Consider the following 21,501-nt stretch of genomic DNA (forward strand, 5'->3'; position numbering starts at 1 on the left):
TTGAATATCAATCCACGTGAATAAAACGGTGCTCCTCTGATGACCTGCTGCCTCAAAACGATTCTGCTTGAGACACATCCGAACTATCCTATCGTACACACTCTGTGGACATATTTTCCATACTAAAATAAGAAATGAAGACCAGAGAAAACAGGGAACCTCAAATAACATCGGATCAGCAAAGCTGGCGCGGTTTCCTCAGAATGCCCATAGAGCCTGAAGGAATTCCTTAATGATTTCTGCAAAACACCATTCGTCTCCAGATCCCACAGCAAATCTCAGATTCTACGTGACAAAACAACACGGCTGGTTTAATATAAACAGCGTGAATGCAATCAACGAAGCAGACGAATCCTGTCACGGAGCTCCCAAGTTAGTGCATCCCAAGGTCAAACGATATCTGGTAATTTTCCTCTCGTCGCTCGGCTGCCTGCTGTTGGTGACGCTCGGCATTTTTATCAAATACGCCCCCCACAATCCGGTGACCGAACTGGAGTCCATCACCGCCAAAATCCCTTTGGGTATTACCGCGGCAGAAGCAGACGCCCTGCTGGGCGCGCCTCCTGACTCCGTTTCTCAAACACGGGGCACACTCTTAAACTCAATGACGATGGTGAGCCCTGAGAATGAGTTGTCAGCTCAACACGGTGGCCCACAGCTCTACACCCTGCGCACCTGGAATCGCGGCGACAGGCACGCCACCATCGTCGTCGATCAATCCGACAAAGTCGCCGGCCACTGGACCTGGTCCGATCACCCGACGAGCAGCAAATCGCAATTCAACCTGAACCAGGTAGCCCAAAGCATCTTTAATTTCTGGCGCTACCTGACTGGTTGATCGTGGGGGTACAGTCCGGCATCAGTCCTGTAAAAACACAGGTTCTGGATCAACTTGAAAGGCCCGCTCCACCAACTCCGGCAATGCCACGGGCCGCAGAATCTCATTTGTATCTGCAAATTCTGACTGCGACCACCAGCGAATCGCTCTGCATACCCGCCGCTCCCATACCGATAAACCATCCCAATTCAGAACAGGCGTCTCACTCACCCGACACACATAGTACGTTTCATGACTGAGCACAGAACCAACACCTGGCAAGTCCAACTGCACTTCACGCACACCAACTCGCCGTCCGATCGCCACGTCCGCCAACCCCAGTTCCTCGCGCAACTCCCGCCGCAGTGCTTCGACAGCTGATTCCCCATCTTCAATCCCCCCACCGGGAGTCGCCCAGTAACCGAGTACCTCCGGCCGCGACCGATCTGCTGGCAGCGCATCTTCATGCCGCACCAGCAGCACCTGCTCCTGCTCATTCAACAAAATCGCCCGAGCCGACTTGCGTTGTTTCATGGAGATACTTTTGTATTACAAAAATCAGTTTGAATTAAGAAACACGATCTGGCACCGTGCCGCACATGTTCTGGACTCTTCGTTTGAGCCTAAACCCAGCTAACGCCGTGCGGCTGATTTTTTTGCGGTCATTGACCACACGCGATTCTCTGTTCCACCACGCAATCGACCACAAAGCGATCTTTCATTAGCCCCGGTTTTCGTCCAGTCCATTTTAGACTGCCCATCCTGATTGATTCTATTATAAAGACAAATCCACACACAGAAGCACTATCGAGGCGCATTTGAAAAGTACCTATTTCACCTTCGCGAACTGTTTCTGAAAGAACTCCAGCATTGCCTGGGGGGAGGCACCGCTTTTGTTGTCGCCGGTGTAGACGAAGACGTTTTCGATGCCCAGCTCGTTCATTTTCTTGACCAGGTCGCGGCCGAAGTTGGGATGATGGATGCCCTGGCCAGGCCGTGCATTGGCGGGCAGGGGACCGTCGGCTTCGCTGTAGATCATGTAGAGTGCCGGATCATCTTTGGTCAGATGCGTGATGGCAGACGACTCATCATAGCGTTTCTGCTGTTCCGCCGTCGGGTTCAATGCTTCTTCGGCAGTCGTCACGCCGTACGCTTTGAAGATGGAAGGATGCTCCCACGCCCGACCACCGACCAGCGCTTTGATTTTGATCGGATCATAAGTACTCTGACCTCCCATGGTGCCGATCGCCTGGATGCGGGTGGATTCACGTTCGACCGGGTCCTGACTATTCGAATCAGCCAGATCATCGTGAAAGCCAATCCACATCGAAATCCCCGCGCCGGCAGAACCGCCGTAACAGGCAACCCGATTCTTGTCGATATTCCACTCTCTCGCTTTACTCCGCAGGAACTGCACGGCCCGCGCACCGTCATGCTGTGGCTCAGGCAGCAGGATGTCTTCTCCATTGATAAAGCGATAGTGGATCGCAGCCACACTCATCTCCGCATTGTGAAAATTCTGGATCAGCCGCGGATTCATTTTTTTGCTCCCGCCCACAAAGCCGCCGCCGTGAATGTAAATCACCAGCGGGGTCGGCGTATCTGATTCCGCCTGATAAAAGTCGAGCACGTTCCGTTCGTGTTTACCATACTTCACATTTGCATGTGTCGGCTCTGCACTTGCGCCCCTGGGTCTCTGACGCTTCTGGCGAAATTCCTGCACCTCTTCCCGCGTCAGTTTACCATCTTTATTTTTGTCGGCGTCGGGAAAACGTTCCAACAGTTTCTGCAGCCGTTGGTCCACCTGCGGCTTTTCATCAGCCCAACCGGGACAGGAAAACGCCAGCACGGCACACAACACAAACAGACGAACACCAGCATGCATCAGAGTTAAACGTGTCATTGTATTGCTCGTTTTCTAAGTTGATATGGGAAGACAGTAATCAACTGTAATCACAAATAAGAGTTTGTGTCATAATCTCAGTACATCAACAGCCTCACCTTGTTCAGATGACTTTCCAGGGGCAAGGTAAACAGGTCACATTAATAATATGGTATAATCTGAATCGGAATACAAGAAAACTCTGCCTCGGGCCTTCACAGCCTGATAGAATGACAGGTGTCATCTTTAACTGCGGGCCGCATTATTCTGATAGCCTCTCGAGGCGGAAAGCGTTGATTGATGAAAGGCCTCTCTCTCATTCCTGTTCAAACAAACGTCGTTCGTGCAATATTGAGCCTCAGTCTGCTGCTGTCACTCTGCTCGGCTGGTTTTGCGCAAGGGAATAATAATGGCGGCAACAATAACGGTGGTAATAATCAGAATGGCAACAACAACCAGAACGCGGGCGGCATTACCATTGATGCGGATGGTGTGATCGCGGCGCCGTTTCGGGTCACACAGAACAGCAGCCAGTTAAATCAACGGCGTCTGCAGGCACTCGCCACTGAAGCACTGCCCGCCGACGTGAATCGCAAATCGGAGTTTCGTAAGATCTCGCTGGTCGAACTGGAAAAGGTCTGCCAGGAATATCAAACGAAAAATGAACCGCTGCCTCCCGAAGTATTGTATCTGGCCGGTTTAACGCGGATTGATTATCTGTTTGTCGATCGAGAGCACAACGATCTGATCATCGGGGGCCCTGCGGAAGGCTTCGCCGCCAATGCGCAGAACCGGGTAGTCGGCGTCGAAACAGGGCGCCCCCCCATTCGACTGGATGACCTGGTGGTCGCATTTCAGTCACAGGACCGCGGGCTGATCACCGGCTGTTCGTTCGATGCAAAGCCCGACAACCTGGCGAAGATGAATGAATATATCCGGCGTACCAATAACGCTTCCTCTGCAGCGACTGCCACGGTTCGCTTCAAAACCATGGCGCAGATCCTGGGTATGCAGGATGTCTCTGTGACCGGGGTGCCCGCGGGTTCGCATTATGCCCGCATCCTCGTCGAAGCCGACTACATGCTCAAACGGATTTCCATCGGACTCGAACCCTCGGGAATTCGCGAAATCAAAAGCCATCTGGCCACACTCCGCGGCGGTGGCAACAGCACGCAGCGCTGGTGGTTTACGCCTCTGTATGATGCCTTCACAACAACGGCCGACCGTGACGCGTTTCAGTTCTCCGGACAGCGCCTGCAGATGATGTCGCAAGAAGAATTCGTCAATTCCGCCGGTCAACGCACCGATGCCGCCCAGACCAGGGTTTCGACGACTAAATATGCCCAGCAGTTTACGAAACACTTCGCAAAACTGGCCGACCGGCATCCCACGTTCGCCGAATTACAGTCGATTACTGATCTGACCGTCCTGGCAGCATTGATCAATCGTGAACGACTGGACGAGCAGATTGACTGGCGGCATTCTCTCTTTTCAACCGCATCTGACTACCTGGTACCCGAGGGGAATATTCCAAAACAGGTCCCCACCGCGATGAATTACAAAAAGGCAGGACGGTTGATGATTTGCCTGGTTGGCGGGGGAGTCACCATCAATGCCCGGGCGGTTTTGAATCAGGCAGAGTTCCCGGTGAGCCGTGATACATCGCTGGAAGACAAACAGTCTGCCGTCAGTAAACGGGACCTGCAGCAACCCGCACGCTGGTGGTGGGATTGACTGTGCATTGCCGATCCGGTCTACTGGAATGAATTCAGGATTCAAATCCTGGCTCTTTTTTTACAGTCGGACGAGCCGACAGTGCTACACGACGCTCTAATCTGATCATTGAGGATATAGAATTTTATCATGAGACGTGCGCTCTTTTTTAATTTCGTCCTGTTATCTGTAGTCACACTCAGCTTAAGCAGCAGTTCGCTTCTAAACGCGGCGGAACGACCCAACGTGCTGTTGATCATGACCGACGATCAGGGCTGGGGAGATGTCCGTTCGCATGACAATCCGCTGATTGAAACTCCACAGCAGGATCTGCTGGCGTCGCAAGGCGCACGCTTTGAACGGTTCTATGTTTCGCCCGTCTGTGCACCGACGCGATCATCATTGCTGACAGGTCGCTACAGTTTGCGAACCGGCGTACATGGCGTGACGCGTGGTTTTGAAAACATGCGAGCCAAAGAGACCACGATTGCCGAAATGTTCCAGGCCGATGGCTACAAAACCGGGGCCTTCGGCAAATGGCATAACGGCCGACATTATCCCATGCATCCTAACGGACAGGGATTTGACGAATTCTTCGGATTCTGTGGAGGCCACTGGAATCGCTATTTCGACACGAATCTGGAACACAACAAACAGCCGGTGGAGACGAAAGGTTACATCACCGATGTGCTGACGGACCATGCAATCGATTTCATCAAACAAAATAAGGACCAGCCTTTCTTCTGCTATGTCCCTTATAACGCACCGCATTCTCCCTGGATTGTCCCGAAAAAATACTGGGACAAATATGCGGGCAAAGGACTGGATGATAAAGCCCGCTGTGCGTATGCAATGGTCGAATGTGTGGACGACAATCTGGGACGTTTAATGCAGACACTCGATAATCTGAAACTGAGCAACAACACCATCGTGCTGTTTCTGACCGACAACGGCCCGAACAGTGACCGCTATAACGGCAAGATGCGAGGTCGCAAAGGATCGATTCACGAAGGTGGAATTCGGGTCCCCCTGTTTGTCCGCTATCCGGGTAAAATCAAAGCGGGAACCGTTGTGAAACCCATCGCTGCACACATTGATATTCTGCCGACTCTCCTCGAATTCTGCAGCGTAGAAAACACCTCCGATCAACCGCTGGATGGTAAAAGTCTGGTGCCACTGCTGAGCAGGAACGCGGATGCTGGCTGGCCACAGCGAATGCTGTTCTCGGATCGACTGTTTCGCAATTCGATTCCCGGCGCTGAACTGCCCCATGGTTCCGTGCGTACCGATCGCTGGCGGGCCGCTTATGAGCGTGGCAAATGGAGTCTGTATGATATGCAGGCCGACCCGTCTCAAAAACAGAATGTGGCCCAAGCGCATCCTGCCGTGATGAAGGAATTGAAGGTCGCTTATAAGGACTGGTTCAAAGATGTCTCGCAGGCAGGTTTCGAGCCGATCCCAATTCCTGTAGGCCACCCCAAAGAAAAAATCACATCGCTGCCCGCGAATGAATCTTTCCTGTTTCCTGAAGCAGGCCAGGGAATCAACTACAGTGGCAAAGGACACAACGGCTATGCCAACAGTTGGATAGAAGACTGGACCGATGCGAATGCATCCGCTGTCTGGCATCTGGATGTCCTGCAACCCGGTACTTATGAAGTCACACTGAAATATACGTGCCGCGCTGACGATGTCGGCTGTGAAGTTCAGGCACAAGTGAATGGCCAGACATTGAACTCAACGATTTCCAAGCCACATGATCCACCGAAAATTGGAAATCAGGATCGCGTCGAACCGTCGGATAATTACATGAGTAAAGACTGGGCGAAGCTCAAACTGGGCACGGTAACTTTGAAAAAAGGTCACTGCGATCTCACGCTGACAGGAATCAAAAAAACAGGTTCCGAGCTGCTTGACGTGAAGGGATTTGAGCTTAAACGTGTGAAGTAAGCTCAGCCATTAGTCTCGCGGCAGCCTGTTCGGCGCTGTGAATGCAGTCGGGAATACCGACGCCGCGATATGCGTTGCCCGCCAGTTCCAGTCCCGGTAAGCCAACGGCAGCCTGTTCGATCCGCTCCACCAGTTGCAGATGGCCCAGATGATATTGTGGCATCGACTGATTGTGGCGGAGCAGTTTTGAATAAATGGGTTCGCCGGTAACACCGAGGATGTCGGCTAACTCGCGATCGACAATCGCGTTCAATTCTTCATCCGAGTGCTCCAGCAGTTCGGGCTGCATCGCTCCGCCTGCAAAGGTTCGCAGTTGTACACAGCCTTCCGGTGCGCGTCCGGGAAACTTGCGACTGGAAAAGGCAACCGCGAAAATCTTCCGCTGCTCAACAGAGGGGATCACCAAACCAAAGGCTTTCAGCGGATGCTTAATATTTTCCAGACGATGCACGCTGACTTGAATTGCCGTCGACGCATATTCAATCTGCTTGAGCAGACCGGAGAGCACGGGAGCATAAGAGGCAAGCATCTGGCCCGCCCGCGGTGCCGCCGTCGTAAGGAGAACGGCGTCGAAATGCTGAGTCTGCGTGACACCTGCAGATTCAAAGGTGAGCTCATAGCCTGCATCAGCGGCTACGACCTGTTTCACACGATGATCGTAGAGAATCGTACCTGCTGAAGAGACCCGCTCGGCCAGTGTGCGGATCAACGTCTGCATCCCCTCTTTGAACGCTGCGAACAGGCCGTATCGTGCGCCCGTGGCGTCGGCGGATTTAGTCTGTTTCTTCTGTTTGCGAATCGCCTTGATCAGACTGCGATGATCGCGTTCCATATCCAGAAAACGAGGTAACGTCGCCCGCAAACTTAGTTTTTCCGGATCGGAAGTGTAGATACCGGCGACCAGAGGCTGGATCAGTCGCATTAATGCTTCCTTACCAAAACGGCGGGTCACAAACTGCGCAAGACTTTCGTCATCATTGTCTAAACCTGTTTCACTGATACGGCGGGGCAGAAAGTATTCGAGCCCCATCCGCAGCTTTCCGAACGGGCTGAGCAGGGGGGTCCTCAGCATGGGAAGAATCCGGGAAGGGGTCATCAGTTCAAAACCGAGCGGAACGGGGACCGGAATCCCGTCTTTAAGGATCAGGGCTCCGCGATACTGCTGATTGGTGGAAATCAATTGATCTTCGAGCCCCAGTCGCTGGCAGAGTTCGATCGCCGCGGGTTTATTCGTGATAAACATATCCGCGCCGGTATCGATCAGGTATCCATCCTGATTGATAGTCCCAATCCAGCCTCCCGCTTCGGGCTGTGATTCGAACAGCGTGATTTCAACAGGACGGTTATTTTCCTGCGCCAGTTCCTGCAGACGAAATGCGGCGGACAGGCCGGTAATTCCACCGCCAACCACTGCGATTCGTTTTGCGGGTGCTGAAGACTGATTCATAACGGGTTCGATCTAAGATAGAGGGGAGATCGCAGGCGGGTAAGTTAGCGGGTTCCCAGTTCGTGTACCATTTCCACGAGGGCCTTAACATGATCGGGATTCATATCAGGCATGACCCCATGTCCCAGATTGAAGATATGGCCATTGCGGCCCCCGGCAGCATCCAGAACTGCTTTTGCTTTCTGCTTGAGAACCGGTAAGTCGGCGTAGAGGGCAATCGGGTCCATATTTCCCTGGATCGCGACATCAGGCCCAAAGATTTCCCAAGCATCCGCCAGATTGATTCGCCAGTCCACGCCGAAGACCTGACCGCCGGCCTGGCGCTGCAAACCGAGCAAAGCAGGGTTTCCGGTCAGGAAGTTGATAACAGGTGCATGGTCCTCAACTCCTGCGACGAGTTTCGCGGTGTAGGGTTGTACGTACTGCTGATAATCTTCGGGAGAAAGACAGCCCGCCCAACTGTCAAAAATCTGTACCGCCTGGCATCCGGCGGCAATCTGACGCTGCAGATAGACGATCAGGTTATCAACGAAACGGCTCATCAATGCGTCCCAGGCAGACGGGTCGTTATACATCATCTGTTTGGTGCGGCGGTAGTTTTTGGAACTGCCCCCTTCAATCGCATAACTGGCAAGAGTAAAAGGACAACCAGCAAAGCCGAGCAGGGGAATGTCAGCAGGCAGTTCGCCGCGAATCAGTTTGACCGCCTGGAAGACGAAGTCGAGGCAGTCCATGTCTGCGATATCAGTCAGACGGTCGACCTGGGATGAATCCTGAATCGGATTGTGAATGACCGGGCCTTCTCCTTTGAGGTATTCCAGATCGAGTCCCATCGGTTCCAGAATCGGGAGCAGGTCGGCGAAGAGGATAGCTGCATCGACGCCGAGCACACGTTGTGCGGTAAGCGTGACTTCGGCAGCCAGTTCGGGAGTCTTACAGAGTTCGATAAAAGTCACTTTATTGCGGACTTCCATGTACTCAGGCAGATAGCGCCCCGCCTGACGCATAATCCAGATGGGTGTCGTATCGACGGGTTCGCGGCGGACCGCTTTCATAAAACGACTGTTCTGATAGCGGGCGGTCTCAGCCAGGGGGGCATCCATGTTTCTTCTTTCGGTTACAATTATTTGGTATTCAGCGATGTGAAGTGATTCTAACAGGAATTCCCGCGAACTGAAATTCAGCGCTGCGGAGTTTCCCGGAAACAGAGGAAAGCCAGACGTATCGTTCAGCCTTTTTGGGAGAGAATTTCGGGAGCCGCCTGCAGGGCATCTTTCACCAGCGGCCCCATTTTCGGAGGACTCGATTCAAAATCGACGGGCAGACCGGCTTCCTGCAGCGCTTCCGTACAGGCAGGACCGACGGAGGCAATCATCGTTTTGGATGCGGCCAGCAGCCAGTCTTCTTTGACCTGTTCTTCTTCGGCGATCTGCAGAACGTGTGTGATTTGCTGCGCGCTGGTAAACATCAATACGTTATATTCTCCGCGAATCGTCGCATGTATGGCATTACGGAGCCCGCTGGTATCATCGGGTAATGCCCAGCGGTAGACCGCAATCGGCAGGACCTGAGCTCCACGGTTACGCAAGGCTTCGTAGAATCCTTCGACCGGCTTCCCATACTCCTGAACAGCAACATGTTTGCCCGTCACAGAAAACTTTTTTTCATCCAGGACAGAAATAATCTCATGCCAGGTGTTAGGCTCCGGAGCAGAATAATGAATGGGGACTTCCCAGTTACGCAGGACGACCGTTGGCTTTGGACCACGCACCACAACAATAATCCTACGGAAGGCATCCAGAACCTGATCGCGTGGGAAATAAAGCTCTGCCGCGTTGAGTAAGGCAGTCGCTCCCACGCCGGTCATGAAGACAATTACATCAATTTCGCCTCGAAACAGTTTCTCGCAGAACGACTTCACCTGCGCGTTGTCTTCCAGCGGAATTTCATCCATGGAATGGACGAGCGTGGGATTGCCCTGATTGCGTTCGATCAGGGAGGTCATGGCGTCGCTTTTGCGACTTTCGAAACTGCAGACATTTAAGGCAGAGGAATTCATGGCGGATGCTTCATTGGGAATTAGAGGATCTTCAGAGACAACGACTCAATTATAGACGCCGTGTGAAGCACAGAAAATAGCCGCATGTCGGTTTCTTCGCCAGAACCCGGTTTTCTGAGCAACAAGCCCTGCTATCAGGGTGTGCTCGTGGAACGGAACCCGTTCAGCCAGAGACGAAAGTCTTCATCAATGTCTGTCAGATCATTGATATTCAGCAGTTGCATTAAGGTCTGCGCGCCGGTGGAATCAAATTCCTGACTGGTTCTCAATTTGCGATAAAAGGGAGAAAGCAGTCGTTTCTGCTGCAGGTAGATACAGAAGTAGCGGGCGTAAGAATAGGTTAACGCTTCGCGTCTGGTATCGATTCTGACCTGCTCTACCAGTTTCGACAGGGGGGGCAACTGGTTGCGATCCAGGGCCGATAGCAGCAACTGTCCGCGCCAGTTCGAAATCCCCAGCAATTGTGTCTGTTCGTCTGAGAATTCGCATTGCTCATGCAGCGACGCCAGGCCTTCGTCAAACCATTCCGGCATGGCAGGAAAGTCGATTTCCGCCAGCGCGTGGGTCAGTTCATGACCGAGAGTTCCACTGCCGGTGGAGAGATTCAGGACAATCCGCATGTCGTTCGACTGAAAATAACCGTAATAGGAGCCGGTTTTTCTCTGGTCGAGGTCCAACGCGACCTGTTGATAACGTTCCTCTGAAGAGAGTGCGACAATTGTAATTGGACGATCAGGGGGTGTATCGAAATAGGAAACATTCAACGCGTACTCAGTCGGAGAGATCGCTTTCTGATAGAGGGCTTCCAGGGTTGAGACTTCATAATCGCCGACGATGATATAAGGTGTTTGAATCAGTACATTGACGGGAAGGGAAATACGGGTTCTCAGCCAGGCCGCCTTGGTTTCGCAGGCGGTCTGCAGCTTCGGTTTCTGCTCGCGCGATTTGATTTCAGGGGGTGCTTTGAAGGGCTCGGGAGGGCTGAGGCGTACCGCATTCGCAGAGGCTCTTCCTTCCTGAGCTCCAGAGAAGATCAGAAAATAAAAGCCTGTCATCAGGACAAATGGTCCTGCGATCAGTAATGCATTTCGATGCAGAGACAAGCCATACCCACAATCAGACAGGTCTGGTGAAATTCACCAGTGCCGGTTCTTGAAAACAATTCACGATTAATCGAGTCATGTTTAATTATAGATTGCTGCAGGTCGTATCACTTGAGCAAAGCCTGCGGGAATCTGGAAATAGTCGCAGGTTGACGATCCCACGTGTGCATTATTCGACTTGATCGCCGTAAATTACCCAGACATCATAATCGGTAAGTTATTGACAGACTGACGCATCCCTGTCGGACATCTTGTCGCAAAAGAGGAGAGTTGAACGCCATTTAACGCCAAAAGCACATTAAGGCAGAGTAACAATATGGTCGAAATCTTGTTATAATAGGTCTACTGATTATGATGGTTTCGAGGCTCGCGTCTTTCACAACTCTGCTGATGAAATTTCCACTCTAATGAGTCAACCTTCTCATTTTGATTCGAGTTCCAACCGCTCCTCGACGCCAAGGCGGTCTCAGAGCCAACAGGCACTTGCTCAGACCAGACGGCCTTTATTTACATCTGCTGAACTTCATGCACTAAAGACAGGAATGCACTGTACCATGTATCAATCTATGGGGGCACACCCGGACGAAGTTAACGGAATCACTGGAACACGTTTCGCTGTCTGGGCACCCAATGCACAGGAAGTCTGTATTGTTTGCGATCAGAACCACTGGAAGCATGGTGAATTCTATCTGAACTCCAGCGATGCAGGGGTCTGGTCCGGTTTTATGCCAGGCATTTCAAGCGGAGACGCTTATAAATTCAGCCTGCGAGGCCAGAACGGAGAGTTTTTCGAAAAGTGTGATCCGTATGCGTTCTACTCCGAACTGCGCCCCAAAACCGCCTCGATTGTCTACGATCTGGAGAATTATCCCTGGCAGGATGACCAATGGATCCAGAAACGGGCCGAAACCAACTGGCATGATCAGCCGATTACGATTTATGAAGTTCACCTGGGTTCGTGGAAACGCCCCAAAGATGGCCGCCAGTTTTTTACTTACCGGGAACTGGCCAAGCAACTGGTCGAGTATGTCCAGGAAATGGGATATACGCACATTCAATTAATGCCCATCACGGAACACCCTTTTGATGGCTCCTGGGGTTATCAGACGACCGGCTATTTTTCCCCGACCAGCCGTTTCGGCAGTCCCCATGATTTGATGTATTTCGTCGATTACTGCCACCAGGCAGGCATTGGTGTCTTATTTGACTGGGTTCCCGGCCATTTTCCCACGGACGGACACTCCCTGGGTCGATTTGACGGCACCTGCCTGTACGAACATGCCGATCCACGAAAAGGGTTTCACCCGGACTGGGGAACCTACATCTTTAACTACGGACGGAATGAAATCAGGGACTTCCTGCTCTCAAGCGCACATTTCTGGATTGATAAGTATCATTTTGATGGTCTCCGTGTGGATGCGGTGGCTTCAATGCTCTACCTGGATTATTCGCGCAAAGAAGGGGAATGGGTACCCAACCCGCAAGGCGGACGCGAAAACCTGGAAGCCATTCAGTTCCTGAAAGATGCGAATGTCAGTCTGCACGGGGAATATCCGGGCATCCTGACGATCGCCGAGGAGTCCACATCCTGGGGCGGTGTATCTCACCCGGTCTATAATGGCGGGCTGGGTTTCAATATGAAATGGGATATGGGCTGGATGAATGATACGCTCCGGTATATGCATTTCGATCCGATCTACCGCTCACACCATCAAGGCGAACTCTCCTTCCGCATGATTTATGCATTCACGGAAAACTTTGTGCTGCCACTCTCGCATGATGAAGTGGTGCACGGCAAACGTGCGTTAATATCACAAATGCCCGGAGACCTGTGGCAGCAGTTTGCCAATCTGCGGTTGTTATATGGTTATCAATATACGATGCCGGGCAAAAAACTGCTGTTTATGGGAGGAGAACTGGCACAGTGGGAAGAATGGAATCACGATCAGGAACTGGACTGGAAACTGATTGGTCATGAAAAACATGATGGCATCCGTCGCCTGATCGGAGACTTGAACCACTTATACCGTACTGAAAAATCGCTGTACGAAACCGATTTTACGCAAGAAGGCTTTGCCTGGATTCAATGTGATGATTCTAAAAACAGTGTCTTTGCCTTTCAGCGCACTGCGACCGACACAGAAGAGCATGTGATAGTGGTTGCCAATTTCACGCCAGTTCCCCGCGATGGATACCGGATTGGTGTTCCGAAACCAGGCTTTTACCACGAAATCATTAACAGTGATGCCAAGATTTATGGTGGTTCGAATATGGGGAATGCCGGTGGAGTTTATAGTGAGAAGATCAGCAGCCATGGCATGAATCACAGCATTACACTGAATCTGCCACCATTGGGTCTACTGATTATGAAACCTGTGTCGGCTGCACAAAAACCAGCTAAAAAGATAGCGGAATAACAGGAACACAGGAGGGAAATTTCTCACCAGAAAAGGCTGGTAAATGAAGATGAACCTCTATATAATAGGTGTTTCAGTCGTTTCTTGACACGACTGAAAAAAGGACGCCGCTGAGTGTATAGGCGCTCGCCCAAACAGTCCCGACAAGGGAAAGTTCGGCTATACTCCCCAGCAGCGTATCCTTTGGTGAAGTTCAAGTCAGACAGTAGAAGTTGCTCTTTTCCCTGTCTGTAATTATCTCTTAAGCAAACGTCGTACCAGCTAACAGCTCACCTCAGACACATTATCGTAAGCCACTTACACAGAAGCACTTACAATATTAAATAAAAATCTGAGTAGATTGACGTCGTTTCATTTGCTTCAAAAATGCCCTTATGGAGGGCATTTTGCTGCTTAGATTAACAGCAGCATGGCACAAAGAATCAGCCCCATTTTCCGATAGTCATCATTTCGAAAATCGTCTACTATTAAAGACACAGTGAGACACCGTTGAAATAACCACAGGCTTCATATTCTTTGTTGCCGGTTATTCTGGAATCAGAAACACTTCTTGTGCTGATGGTGATTTTTTTGTCGGACTTTCATCTCGATCAATGGGCGCAATACACCGGTCCCGCCAACTGGTATTCTCTCGCATTTCCTTCTGACTGGATCAAGGATGACCAGGACGGGGTCCTTCAGCTCAGTCCTCCGGGTGGGAACGCCACGTTAACCATCAGTTGCCACTGGAAATCGGTGCTGCCTCATACGCAGTCAGGGACGGGGCTCGATGTTAATTTCGATCAGCTCTTTGTCAGACATCGGAATATTCTAAAACGATCGCCGCTGGTGATAGAGCATGAATCGGTGGCCTATTCCGGTGAAGCCATCATTAAAAAAAATGTATCCTGGTGGAAATCGTTGCTGGCGCAATCCACTCTGTTTCAAAAAAACTGGCATCACTGGAATCTCTGGTTGATCCGAGAACGCTCCATTCAAATGGTGGTCACGTTTTTCTACGAACCCCAGGATCGTGAAGAACTGCTGGATACCGTGCTGAGGATCCTGCATTCGGTTGAACTGAATTTGAATCCGGCGCATCCGCCTGAACTGTTTGCTGATGAAGTGCTGCAGTTGGCCCGAAATAAATTCCCTTTGATTTCTTCGCAGATCATTCCCGGTTTTCGCATCAAATTTGGTGAATCGGAACTGAATCTGAATAATTTCTACCGGTCCTATCTGAGCTCCCCGGAAGACTACGAACAGGAAATCGTTTCGGCTCTGGCGACCGTGCTGCAAATTAATGAATGGGGTGATGACCAGACCGAACCGGAACTGCTCGAAATCCAGGACCGCATCATGCCGATCCTGATCTCACAGGAATCATGGAAAACTCATTTCCCGAACTTTGTCGGCGAGAACTGGATCGCGAACCTGGCCATTCTTTACGTGGTTGATGAATCACGGGCTTACTGGTATATCCATGAGAAGCTGCTCAGAAAGTGGAAAATCAGCCAGGAGATTTTACACGAAATTGCACTGGCCAATCTGGACCACTATTTTATACAGAACGACATCGAGTTAATCTGCATGTCGCGGGAAGATGGTCCCAATATGATTATTCACAGCAAGGCAGACGCGTATAATGCGAGCCAGGTCCTCAGTCCGTCATTTTATCAGCAGGCCCGGAAGTTTCTGGGAAGTGAATTTCTGGCGGGTCTTCCCAACCGTGATTTTTTACTGGCGCTCAGCCTGAGTGAATCGCAGGTCATCGAAAAAATCCAGCATAACATCGCCAATGACTACCTGAATATGGATCATCCGCTCACCGATCATTTACTGGTTGTCACCGCGGATGGTGTCAGTGAATATTGTGGTGTGAGCTGAACCCGATTACGCCGCAATACATCTTCGCATGCTATGCAACGGTACCATTACAGACACCAATAAATTAAACTGGCCCCAGCTTGACCTGATCACAGTGAAACCCGCGCAAGAGCGATTAAAGTAATATGCAACAGGAATCAAATTTATTTTCTCAGAGACAGGGTGAGTTCATCACTCTGGGTACGGGGACCAGTGTGGGAATCCCGATTGTGGGTTGCGATTGTGAAGTCTGCCAGTCCCCCCATCCTCAAAATCGGCGCGGCCGTACATCCGTTTATATCGGTGCCCCGGAGGGGGGCTTTCTGATCGACACGCCACCGGAACTCAGGCTGCAGTTACTGCGCGAACACATTCCCTGGGTGCACGCCGTTCTCTATACCCACAGCCACGCCGATCATATTTTCGGCCTGGATGATGTGCGGATCAGCGGATACCGGCTGGAAAAATCCATCGAATTATACTGTGAAGAAGCCGTGGAAGAGCAGATCCGGGGGTCTTTCAATTACGCCTTCGAGGAACCGACACATAATCGTCACCACATGTCGCGCCCCCATCTTGATTTCAAAACGATCTCACTGGAACCGTTCGATCTGCTGGGACTCAGAATCCAACCGATTCGACTGATGCATGGAACTCTGCCGATCCTTGGATACCGGATCAACGATATTGCCTTTTGCACGGATGTCAGCGAAATTCCCGAAGAGAGCTGGCAATACCTGGAAGGCCTGGATTACCTGATTCTTGATGCCCTGCGGATCAAGCCACACCCCACGCATTTTTGCCTGGAACAGAGCCTGGAAGTGGTCGAACGGGTTCGCCCCAAACGGACTTATTTCACCCACATCTCGCACTCGCTGGAACACGAAGAGACAAACACCAATTTACCCGAGCATGTCGAGCTGGCATATGATGGCCTGTCTTTACCGCTCAACGGACTGGCTGCCGACCATTAGACTGTGTCCAGTTTTACTGTAGCGTCTCCAGGTCCATTTGAACCGAGTAGAATAGATCGAGAGACGCTATGGTAAATGTGATGCGCTCTAGTTCCCCAACAGCATGGCTCGGAAGTCAGATCAGGGGAGATTCAGTTTCATACCCGGGCGGATGTAGTTGGCGTTTTTCAGGAGATCACGATTCTGCTGATAAATTTTGAATGCTGCAGAGCGTTTACCATAGATTCGCACAGCAATAGATTCCAGAGTGTCACCGGGCTGAATCGTATAGGTTTTCGGCTCTGCAGTCTGGCCGGTTGGCTTAGCCTGCTCACCAAAGAGGTCATCAACGATCTGATCCACATTCTCCGGTTGAATCTGCGACAGGGAATGCCCTGTACCGGAGGGAGCCCCATTGCTTTGTGGTCCGTTACCATGGATAAAAGGGGAGCGGGGTACAGGAATAAATTTTCGATAGTTTTCCGGAACTCCTTTAATTCCTGCTGGAAGTTTCTCGGTTTGAATCGATTGTTCCAGCTCCTGCATCACCTGTTTCTGATCCAGCTGCCCCATTGCTTTTTGCGATGAAGTATTGGAGAGTGACTCAATCAATCCTTCAAACTGAACAGTCGAGGAAGGATCAGACTTCAATGTCGGCTGGGACACCATTTGCCCCACAGTCCGTTTTCCGGTCATCACCGGAGATTCCACATTGGTCTGTCGATTGGCAGACTGAGGCGTTGTTTCCGGAGCCCGGTAGACCGGAATCCTCAATTTCATTCCTTCACGAATGTCATTGGGGCTACGGAGCTGGTCACGGTTCAGATTAAAGATCTCACGGTACTTGCGACTGGTCCCCAGATAACGAATCGAAATCTCTGAGAGCGTTTCTCCCGCTTTGACTGTATGAATCCGGATTGAGGGAGCCGCTGGTTGCGCAGGCCTGGCTGGTTCCTGTCTCTGCTGTGATGGATTCACTTCCCACGCGTTATTATGTTCGGGTTTGATGTTCTCAATTCCGGTAATGGGCTTCGGCGTGCTGTTTTGAGAAACAGGCTTTGCTTCGGGGTAGGGTGGATTCGGTTCAAAAACAGAATCCTCAGGTTCCGGGCTGGAAAACTGCTTTTCAGGCAGATCGACTTCCTTTAGAAAATCGGGGATCGGTCCCCAGCGTTCTGCTTTGGAAGCGTTGCCGTTCTGCCCGACAGGAGTCGTATGCGAGATGGTGGGAACGGCAACCTGTGAACTTTCTCCTGGCGCTACTTTGTCAGTCAGTCCTGTAAATGCCTGCTCAGTTCCCAGTTGTGTTTCCGTTTTATCATTTAACTGCGTATCCAGGTAGGGAGTGCGATCCTTATCGGCAATCTGCTCATTGAGGTAATGTGGATCATTCAATTCCGGGATTTGAACCGTCGTATTGCGATCCTGCCTGAGACAGAATGCTGCTACAAAACCGATCACCAGCAATGCCAGTGCTAAACCAACTTTTTTATCTTGATGCATTTGAACCTCGCCTCGAATGTTACGCTGTGTAATTAGCGTATCGGGCGAAATTCTTTAAAAGAAAACCTGATTTTCTCAAGATCGGCTCAGCGCAGGGAGATCACGTCAACATGATCACACTTGAGTCGATCATGCAGAAAATATGGCGAACGGTCGAAACAGACTCACCAGTTGATAGGCTTGTAGCAGTTATATCACCTGGCGAACCGGCAACTGTTATCACATTCCGGGAGTCAGATCCTGCAGCAGGTGGAAACCCGAAACGGCGTCACTCAGCTCAACTCCTGTTTACGTCGCAGCCGGGTAAACAGATTCTTATAGCGCCCCAGCGCCGGCCCTTTCAGATGGGTTGTACCAGACTGCCGGGTGCGTGTATCAATCTGTGAATCGATGCGGACAGAGTTCCCTGATGGCAGATCGAACTGTTCACTGGAGAAAACCGGGCTCTCAGGCTCGGAGAATACGGGTTCTTCATACTCCGGCTGAACGGCATCATAAACCTCAAGTTCCTCTTCAGAAACTTCAACGGATGTCGTTTCAGAATAGTTACGAATTTCTTTCAGGGCGTCAAATAATCCTTTTCGGGTCTCCGCACAGACTTCATACACTTGAGCTGCCAGCAGTTCTTCAAACGAACCATTTCCTCCGGAGATCTCTCGGGAGAGTTCTTCCAGGACATCTGAACTCAGATGTTTCAATTCCGTTTTATCAAAATCGATCGTGGGCACATCAGGGATTTCCACTGCATCCATATCAAATATTTCTGCAAATTCGGTTAATGCAGCAGCAGTGGAATCCGTTGTGGATTCGATTTCTTCCTGGGCGACCTGTTGCGGTTTTGACACAGACTGAAACTGGGGCGGTCGCAGTTGCAGTGACTGCTTGATGTTCCCATGGGATTCAGCGGGCAGGGTAGCAGGATCGATGCCCGCATCAATGGCGGCATAGCGATCAATAATCTCAGTAAAACCAGAATTCAGCTCCGGTGAGGTGACTGTCTCCCTGATTTCCCGCGTGGAAACATTGATCTTAACCTGCTCAGGTTCTGCAGGCCGATCTTCCAGCGGAACCGGGATTTCATGCTGGTGTTGTTTTTCGCTTGCCGCTTCCGCGGTCTGTTCCATTTTAGAATCGCTGCCGATTTCTATCGCTTCGATCCCCTCACCGAAAGAGAATAAATCAGCCGAATCCCAGCTGGAGTCTTCGGAAACGGACTCTGAATCCTCTTCTGAAGTTCCCACCAGTTGATTCAGTTGATCTTCCAGAACAGTATCGATCTCATAGTCTGACTCATATTCCACCAGGGAGGAGTCGCTCGTTTTTTGTTCTGATCGCGCACCGGTCTGGCCTTTGCGTAACTCATCCAACGGAGAAGAAGCGGGCAAAGGATCATTCCAGTGTAACGGCAACTGTTGCAGATCCGTAAAGGCTTCTCGCGCTATCGGCTCATCAACAATGGGAGCGTCCTGTAAATATGCCAACATCAGGCTATGGTCACAGATCTGGTTCAGGCAGCGTGGCAGACCATCACTGACATGCGTAATAAATTTGATGGCTTCGTCTGTAAAGCAGGATCGTTTGTCTGTGGAAACGCGCTGAATTCGATAGGCGATGTAGGATTCAGACTCCTGACGCGTCATCCGGTCGAGATAAACCTGGCAGCCGATCCGCTGATTGAGAGAGGAGAGACCAGGTTGAATCAACGTTTCTTCCAGTGAGGTCTGTCCGCAGAGCAATAACTGCAACGCCGGTTTGCCATCAAAGGCAATGTCAGACAGGACCCGTAATTCTTCCAGAAACGAAGTACTCAGGAGATGTGCTTCATCGACGAGTACCAGCAGAGGTTGTCCGTGGTTTAAAAATGAGGAACGAATTTCCGCAGTCAAAGCCAGTCGCAATTCCTGCTCGCTGACTTTTTCATAACAGTCGGTCAGGTTATACAACAGGGTCTGCAGCAGTGCTCTGACGGTGGGAAAATTACAATGTTCAACAAACTGAACCTGAAACTGATCTTCCAGCCGCACAATCAACTGGCGACAGATTGCCGTTTTTCCTGTGCCGGCATCCCCCGTCAAAATTGTGATCCCATTCAGGCTTGAAATCGTAACCAGTAATTCATCGAGAACGTCCTGGTGTTCTGCTGCCTCGAAAAAACAGGAAGGTGAAGGTGAAACGGTGAAGGGTCGATCCGTGAACCCAAAATTTGTTTCGTACATTTCCAATAACCTTTTCACGTATTTATGGCATCAGTTCCCGCGGGAGACTGGATGTTTTGATTCTGAACGAAAGAACAGAACATGCAGCGCATCTCTCATCATGATCGATCGCATTCTGTATGAACAATTCATCGAACAGGTTAGGGGCTCTTCTTGAGTATTACCAATACAATCGACAGTATCTGATCAGGGTCCCTGAGGCGCATTACCCAAACCATAGATCTTCACATCCACAAGCCTGTCTGAAACAAAACATTACCGTTTAAATAGAATGGGTAACCTGTCGGCAAAACGAACAGAATCTGGTGACAGCGATCCACAAAACCAACGGATTCCAGACAAAACCGGAGAGATCCAGAAGATTTTATACATCACACAACTCTTTTATTTTTCTTTATTTACGAAATTCCATTAGTTTAGCAGCAACTCTCTCCTTTCTCTTACCGGATTGCTGGAGTAGACTTTATATCTCAGCGGAAGCAGGCCAGTTCTATCGGTTGATTTCCGTCTTGATTTTATTGAAGTTTTCATTGATTTCAGTGTGGCGAAATACAAATATTCCTGTCATTATTTTCAAGCTCTGAAATGTTTTCCTTAGGTCCCAGGAGGCGCACGTAGAAATTCTGATGTCAGAAGCCACTCTTTCCTTTTCTGATCCTGATCAGATCCCCATATTACTGGGTACGCACGACTGTCATATACGACTCATTCAGGATGCACTGGGTATAGACGTGGTTCATCGAGGAGATGAACTGCGAATCATCGGGGATGATGCCCAAATCCAGAAGTCACTCCGCATTTTCTCTGAACTGAAGGCGATCGTCGAAAATACGAAACAACTGAAAAGTGAGCAGGTACAAACCGCGCTCTCCAACGGCAATTCTACCGGAAAGCAGTCCAAGCAGGCCCCCATCGCCACGCCTTCCTCGATTGACCTCTTCGAGAAAACCAAAAAAGTACATCCCAGAACACCAGGACAGTCAGACTACATCAAGAATATTGCCGAACACGATCTTGTATTTTGTACAGGACCTGCCGGCTGTGGTAAAACATTTCTGGCTGTCGCCATGGCGATCAATGCACTGCGGACCGAACAGGTACGCAAGATTGTACTCGTGCGTCCTGCCGTTGAAGCGGGTGAGAAACTGGGTTTTCTCCCGGGAGACATGCTGGCAAAAGTGAACCCGTTTTTACGTCCCCTGCTGGATGCGCTCGGCAGTCTGCTCGACTACGAACAGGTCACGCGCTATATGGAAAATGATATCGTCGAGGTTGTCCCCCTGGCGTTCATGCGCGGGCGAACTCTGGATAATACATTCATCATCATGGATGAAGCACAAAACTCGACGGTCACCCAGATGAAAATGTTTCTGACCCGGATGGGCATGGGCTCAAAAATTGTGGTGACCGGAGATATTTCACAAATTGACTTACCACCTGACGTTTCCTGCGGCATGACAGACGCTATCAATCGCCTGCGAAACATTAAAGGTGTGGGAGTCACTCAATTAAAAAACGAAGATATTGTGAGACACAGACTGGTCGGTGAAATCGTGAAGGCCTACCAGAACGAAGACACTCTCGTACACTAAATCT

The 21,501-nt window shown here is 50.7% G+C and carries 15 protein-coding genes; 7 read left to right on the forward strand and 8 right to left on the reverse strand.

Going from position 1 to position 21,501, the window contains the following annotated elements:
* Positions 1-232: 232 nt before the first annotated feature.
* Positions 233-838 (forward strand): hypothetical protein, encoded by a 606-nt coding sequence (locus ACN0YH_RS05825; protein WP_417378618.1) that lies wholly within the window; start codon positions 233-235, stop codon positions 836-838.
* A gap of 21 nt (positions 839-859) precedes the next feature.
* Here the strand turns inward: ACN0YH_RS05825 and ACN0YH_RS05830 are convergent, their stop codons facing one another.
* Both ACN0YH_RS05830 and ACN0YH_RS05835 read right to left on the reverse strand, forming a co-directional pair.
* Positions 860-1,351: an NUDIX hydrolase gene (locus ACN0YH_RS05830; protein WP_417378619.1), complete on the reverse strand. Its 492-nt coding sequence runs from the start codon at positions 1,349-1,351 to the stop codon at positions 860-862.
* Positions 1,352-1,646: 295 nt separating this feature from the next.
* Positions 1,647-2,720, reverse strand: coding sequence for an alpha/beta hydrolase fold domain-containing protein (locus tag ACN0YH_RS05835; RefSeq protein ID WP_417378620.1), 1,074 nt, complete (start codon positions 2,718-2,720; stop codon positions 1,647-1,649).
* A gap of 279 nt (positions 2,721-2,999) precedes the next feature.
* On the opposite strand from ACN0YH_RS05835, the gene ACN0YH_RS05840 reads away from it, so the two are divergent.
* Both ACN0YH_RS05840 and ACN0YH_RS05845 read left to right on the forward strand, forming a co-directional pair.
* Complete coding sequence (locus ACN0YH_RS05840) at positions 3,000-4,433, forward strand: DUF1598 domain-containing protein (protein WP_417378621.1); 1,434 nt, start codon at positions 3,000-3,002, stop codon at positions 4,431-4,433.
* Between the two features lie 129 nt (positions 4,434-4,562).
* Positions 4,563-6,362 (forward strand): arylsulfatase, encoded by a 1,800-nt coding sequence (locus tag ACN0YH_RS05845; RefSeq protein WP_417378622.1) that lies wholly within the window; start codon positions 4,563-4,565, stop codon positions 6,360-6,362.
* Here ACN0YH_RS05845 and hemG read toward each other — a convergent pair.
* From hemG to ACN0YH_RS05865, 4 genes are all read right to left on the reverse strand, one after another.
* Positions 6,346-7,809: a protoporphyrinogen oxidase gene (gene hemG, locus ACN0YH_RS05850; RefSeq protein ID WP_417378623.1), complete on the reverse strand. Its 1,464-nt coding sequence runs from the start codon at positions 7,807-7,809 to the stop codon at positions 6,346-6,348. The two genes, ACN0YH_RS05845 and hemG, sit on opposite strands and share 17 nt — an antisense overlap.
* A 44-nt stretch (positions 7,810-7,853) precedes the next feature.
* Entirely contained in the window at positions 7,854-8,912 is a 1,059-nt protein-coding gene (gene hemE / locus ACN0YH_RS05855; protein ID WP_417378624.1) for a uroporphyrinogen decarboxylase, read from the reverse strand.
* 125 nt (positions 8,913-9,037) lie between these two features.
* Complete coding sequence (locus ACN0YH_RS05860; RefSeq protein ID WP_417378625.1) at positions 9,038-9,868, reverse strand: uroporphyrinogen-III synthase; 831 nt, start codon at positions 9,866-9,868, stop codon at positions 9,038-9,040.
* Between the two features lie 134 nt (positions 9,869-10,002).
* Complete coding sequence (locus ACN0YH_RS05865) at positions 10,003-10,971, reverse strand: hypothetical protein (protein ID WP_417378626.1); 969 nt, start codon at positions 10,969-10,971, stop codon at positions 10,003-10,005.
* Between the two features lie 407 nt (positions 10,972-11,378).
* On the opposite strand from ACN0YH_RS05865, the gene glgB reads away from it, so the two are divergent.
* The 3 genes from glgB to ACN0YH_RS05880 all read left to right on the forward strand — a co-directional run bounded on the left by glgB (position 11,379) and on the right by ACN0YH_RS05880 (position 16,207).
* On the forward strand, positions 11,379-13,388 hold the full coding sequence (gene glgB, locus ACN0YH_RS05870) for a 1,4-alpha-glucan branching protein GlgB (RefSeq protein WP_417378627.1): 2,010 nt from the start codon (positions 11,379-11,381) through the stop codon (positions 13,386-13,388).
* A gap of 570 nt (positions 13,389-13,958) precedes the next feature.
* On the forward strand, positions 13,959-15,254 hold the full coding sequence (locus ACN0YH_RS05875; protein WP_417378628.1) for a DUF1444 family protein: 1,296 nt from the start codon (positions 13,959-13,961) through the stop codon (positions 15,252-15,254).
* A 125-nt stretch (positions 15,255-15,379) separates the two neighbouring features.
* Positions 15,380-16,207 (forward strand): MBL fold metallo-hydrolase, encoded by an 828-nt coding sequence (locus ACN0YH_RS05880; RefSeq protein ID WP_417378629.1) that lies wholly within the window; start codon positions 15,380-15,382, stop codon positions 16,205-16,207.
* 120 nt (positions 16,208-16,327) lie between these two features.
* Here ACN0YH_RS05880 and ACN0YH_RS05885 read toward each other — a convergent pair whose 3' ends face one another.
* Positions 16,328-17,689 (reverse strand): LysM peptidoglycan-binding domain-containing protein, encoded by a 1,362-nt coding sequence (locus ACN0YH_RS05885; RefSeq protein WP_417378630.1) that lies wholly within the window; start codon positions 17,687-17,689, stop codon positions 16,328-16,330.
* Between the two features lie 272 nt (positions 17,690-17,961).
* Positions 17,962-19,905, reverse strand: a complete 1,944-nt coding sequence (locus tag ACN0YH_RS05890; RefSeq protein WP_417378631.1) for an ExeA family protein — start codon at positions 19,903-19,905, stop codon at positions 17,962-17,964.
* Positions 19,906-20,531: 626 nt separating this feature from the next.
* Here ACN0YH_RS05890 and ACN0YH_RS05895 point away from each other — a divergent pair.
* On the forward strand, positions 20,532-21,497 hold the full coding sequence (locus tag ACN0YH_RS05895) for a PhoH family protein (protein ID WP_417378632.1): 966 nt from the start codon (positions 20,532-20,534) through the stop codon (positions 21,495-21,497).
* The last annotated feature ends 4 nt before the right edge of the window (positions 21,498-21,501 follow it).

The organism is Gimesia sp. (assembly GCF_048262075.1).
In the GTDB taxonomy this organism is placed as follows: Bacteria; Planctomycetota; Planctomycetia; order Planctomycetales; family Planctomycetaceae; genus Gimesia.

Coding starts and splice junctions, on each gene's coding strand:
- ACN0YH_RS05830 (WP_417378619.1), bottom strand. CDS start 1,351: ATGAAACAACGCAAGTCGGCTCGGGCGATTTTGTTGAATGAGCAGGAG.
- ACN0YH_RS05895 (WP_417378632.1), top strand. CDS start 20,532: ATGTCAGAAGCCACTCTTTCCTTTTCTGATCCTGATCAGATCCCCATA.
- ACN0YH_RS05885 (WP_417378630.1), bottom strand. CDS start 17,689: ATGCATCAAGATAAAAAAGTTGGTTTAGCACTGGCATTGCTGGTGATC.
- ACN0YH_RS05845 (WP_417378622.1), top strand. CDS start 4,563: ATGAGACGTGCGCTCTTTTTTAATTTCGTCCTGTTATCTGTAGTCACA.
- ACN0YH_RS05835 (WP_417378620.1), bottom strand. CDS start 2,720: ATGACACGTTTAACTCTGATGCATGCTGGTGTTCGTCTGTTTGTGTTG.
- ACN0YH_RS05890 (WP_417378631.1), bottom strand. CDS start 19,905: ATGTACGAAACAAATTTTGGGTTCACGGATCGACCCTTCACCGTTTCA.
- ACN0YH_RS05880 (WP_417378629.1), top strand. CDS start 15,380: ATGCAACAGGAATCAAATTTATTTTCTCAGAGACAGGGTGAGTTCATC.
- ACN0YH_RS05840 (WP_417378621.1), top strand. CDS start 3,000: ATGAAAGGCCTCTCTCTCATTCCTGTTCAAACAAACGTCGTTCGTGCA.
- hemE (WP_417378624.1), bottom strand. CDS start 8,912: ATGGATGCCCCCCTGGCTGAGACCGCCCGCTATCAGAACAGTCGTTTT.
- ACN0YH_RS05825 (WP_417378618.1), top strand. CDS start 233: ATGATTTCTGCAAAACACCATTCGTCTCCAGATCCCACAGCAAATCTC.
- glgB (WP_417378627.1), top strand. CDS start 11,379: ATGAGTCAACCTTCTCATTTTGATTCGAGTTCCAACCGCTCCTCGACG.
- ACN0YH_RS05860 (WP_417378625.1), bottom strand. CDS start 9,868: ATGAATTCCTCTGCCTTAAATGTCTGCAGTTTCGAAAGTCGCAAAAGC.
- hemG (WP_417378623.1), bottom strand. CDS start 7,809: ATGAATCAGTCTTCAGCACCCGCAAAACGAATCGCAGTGGTTGGCGGT.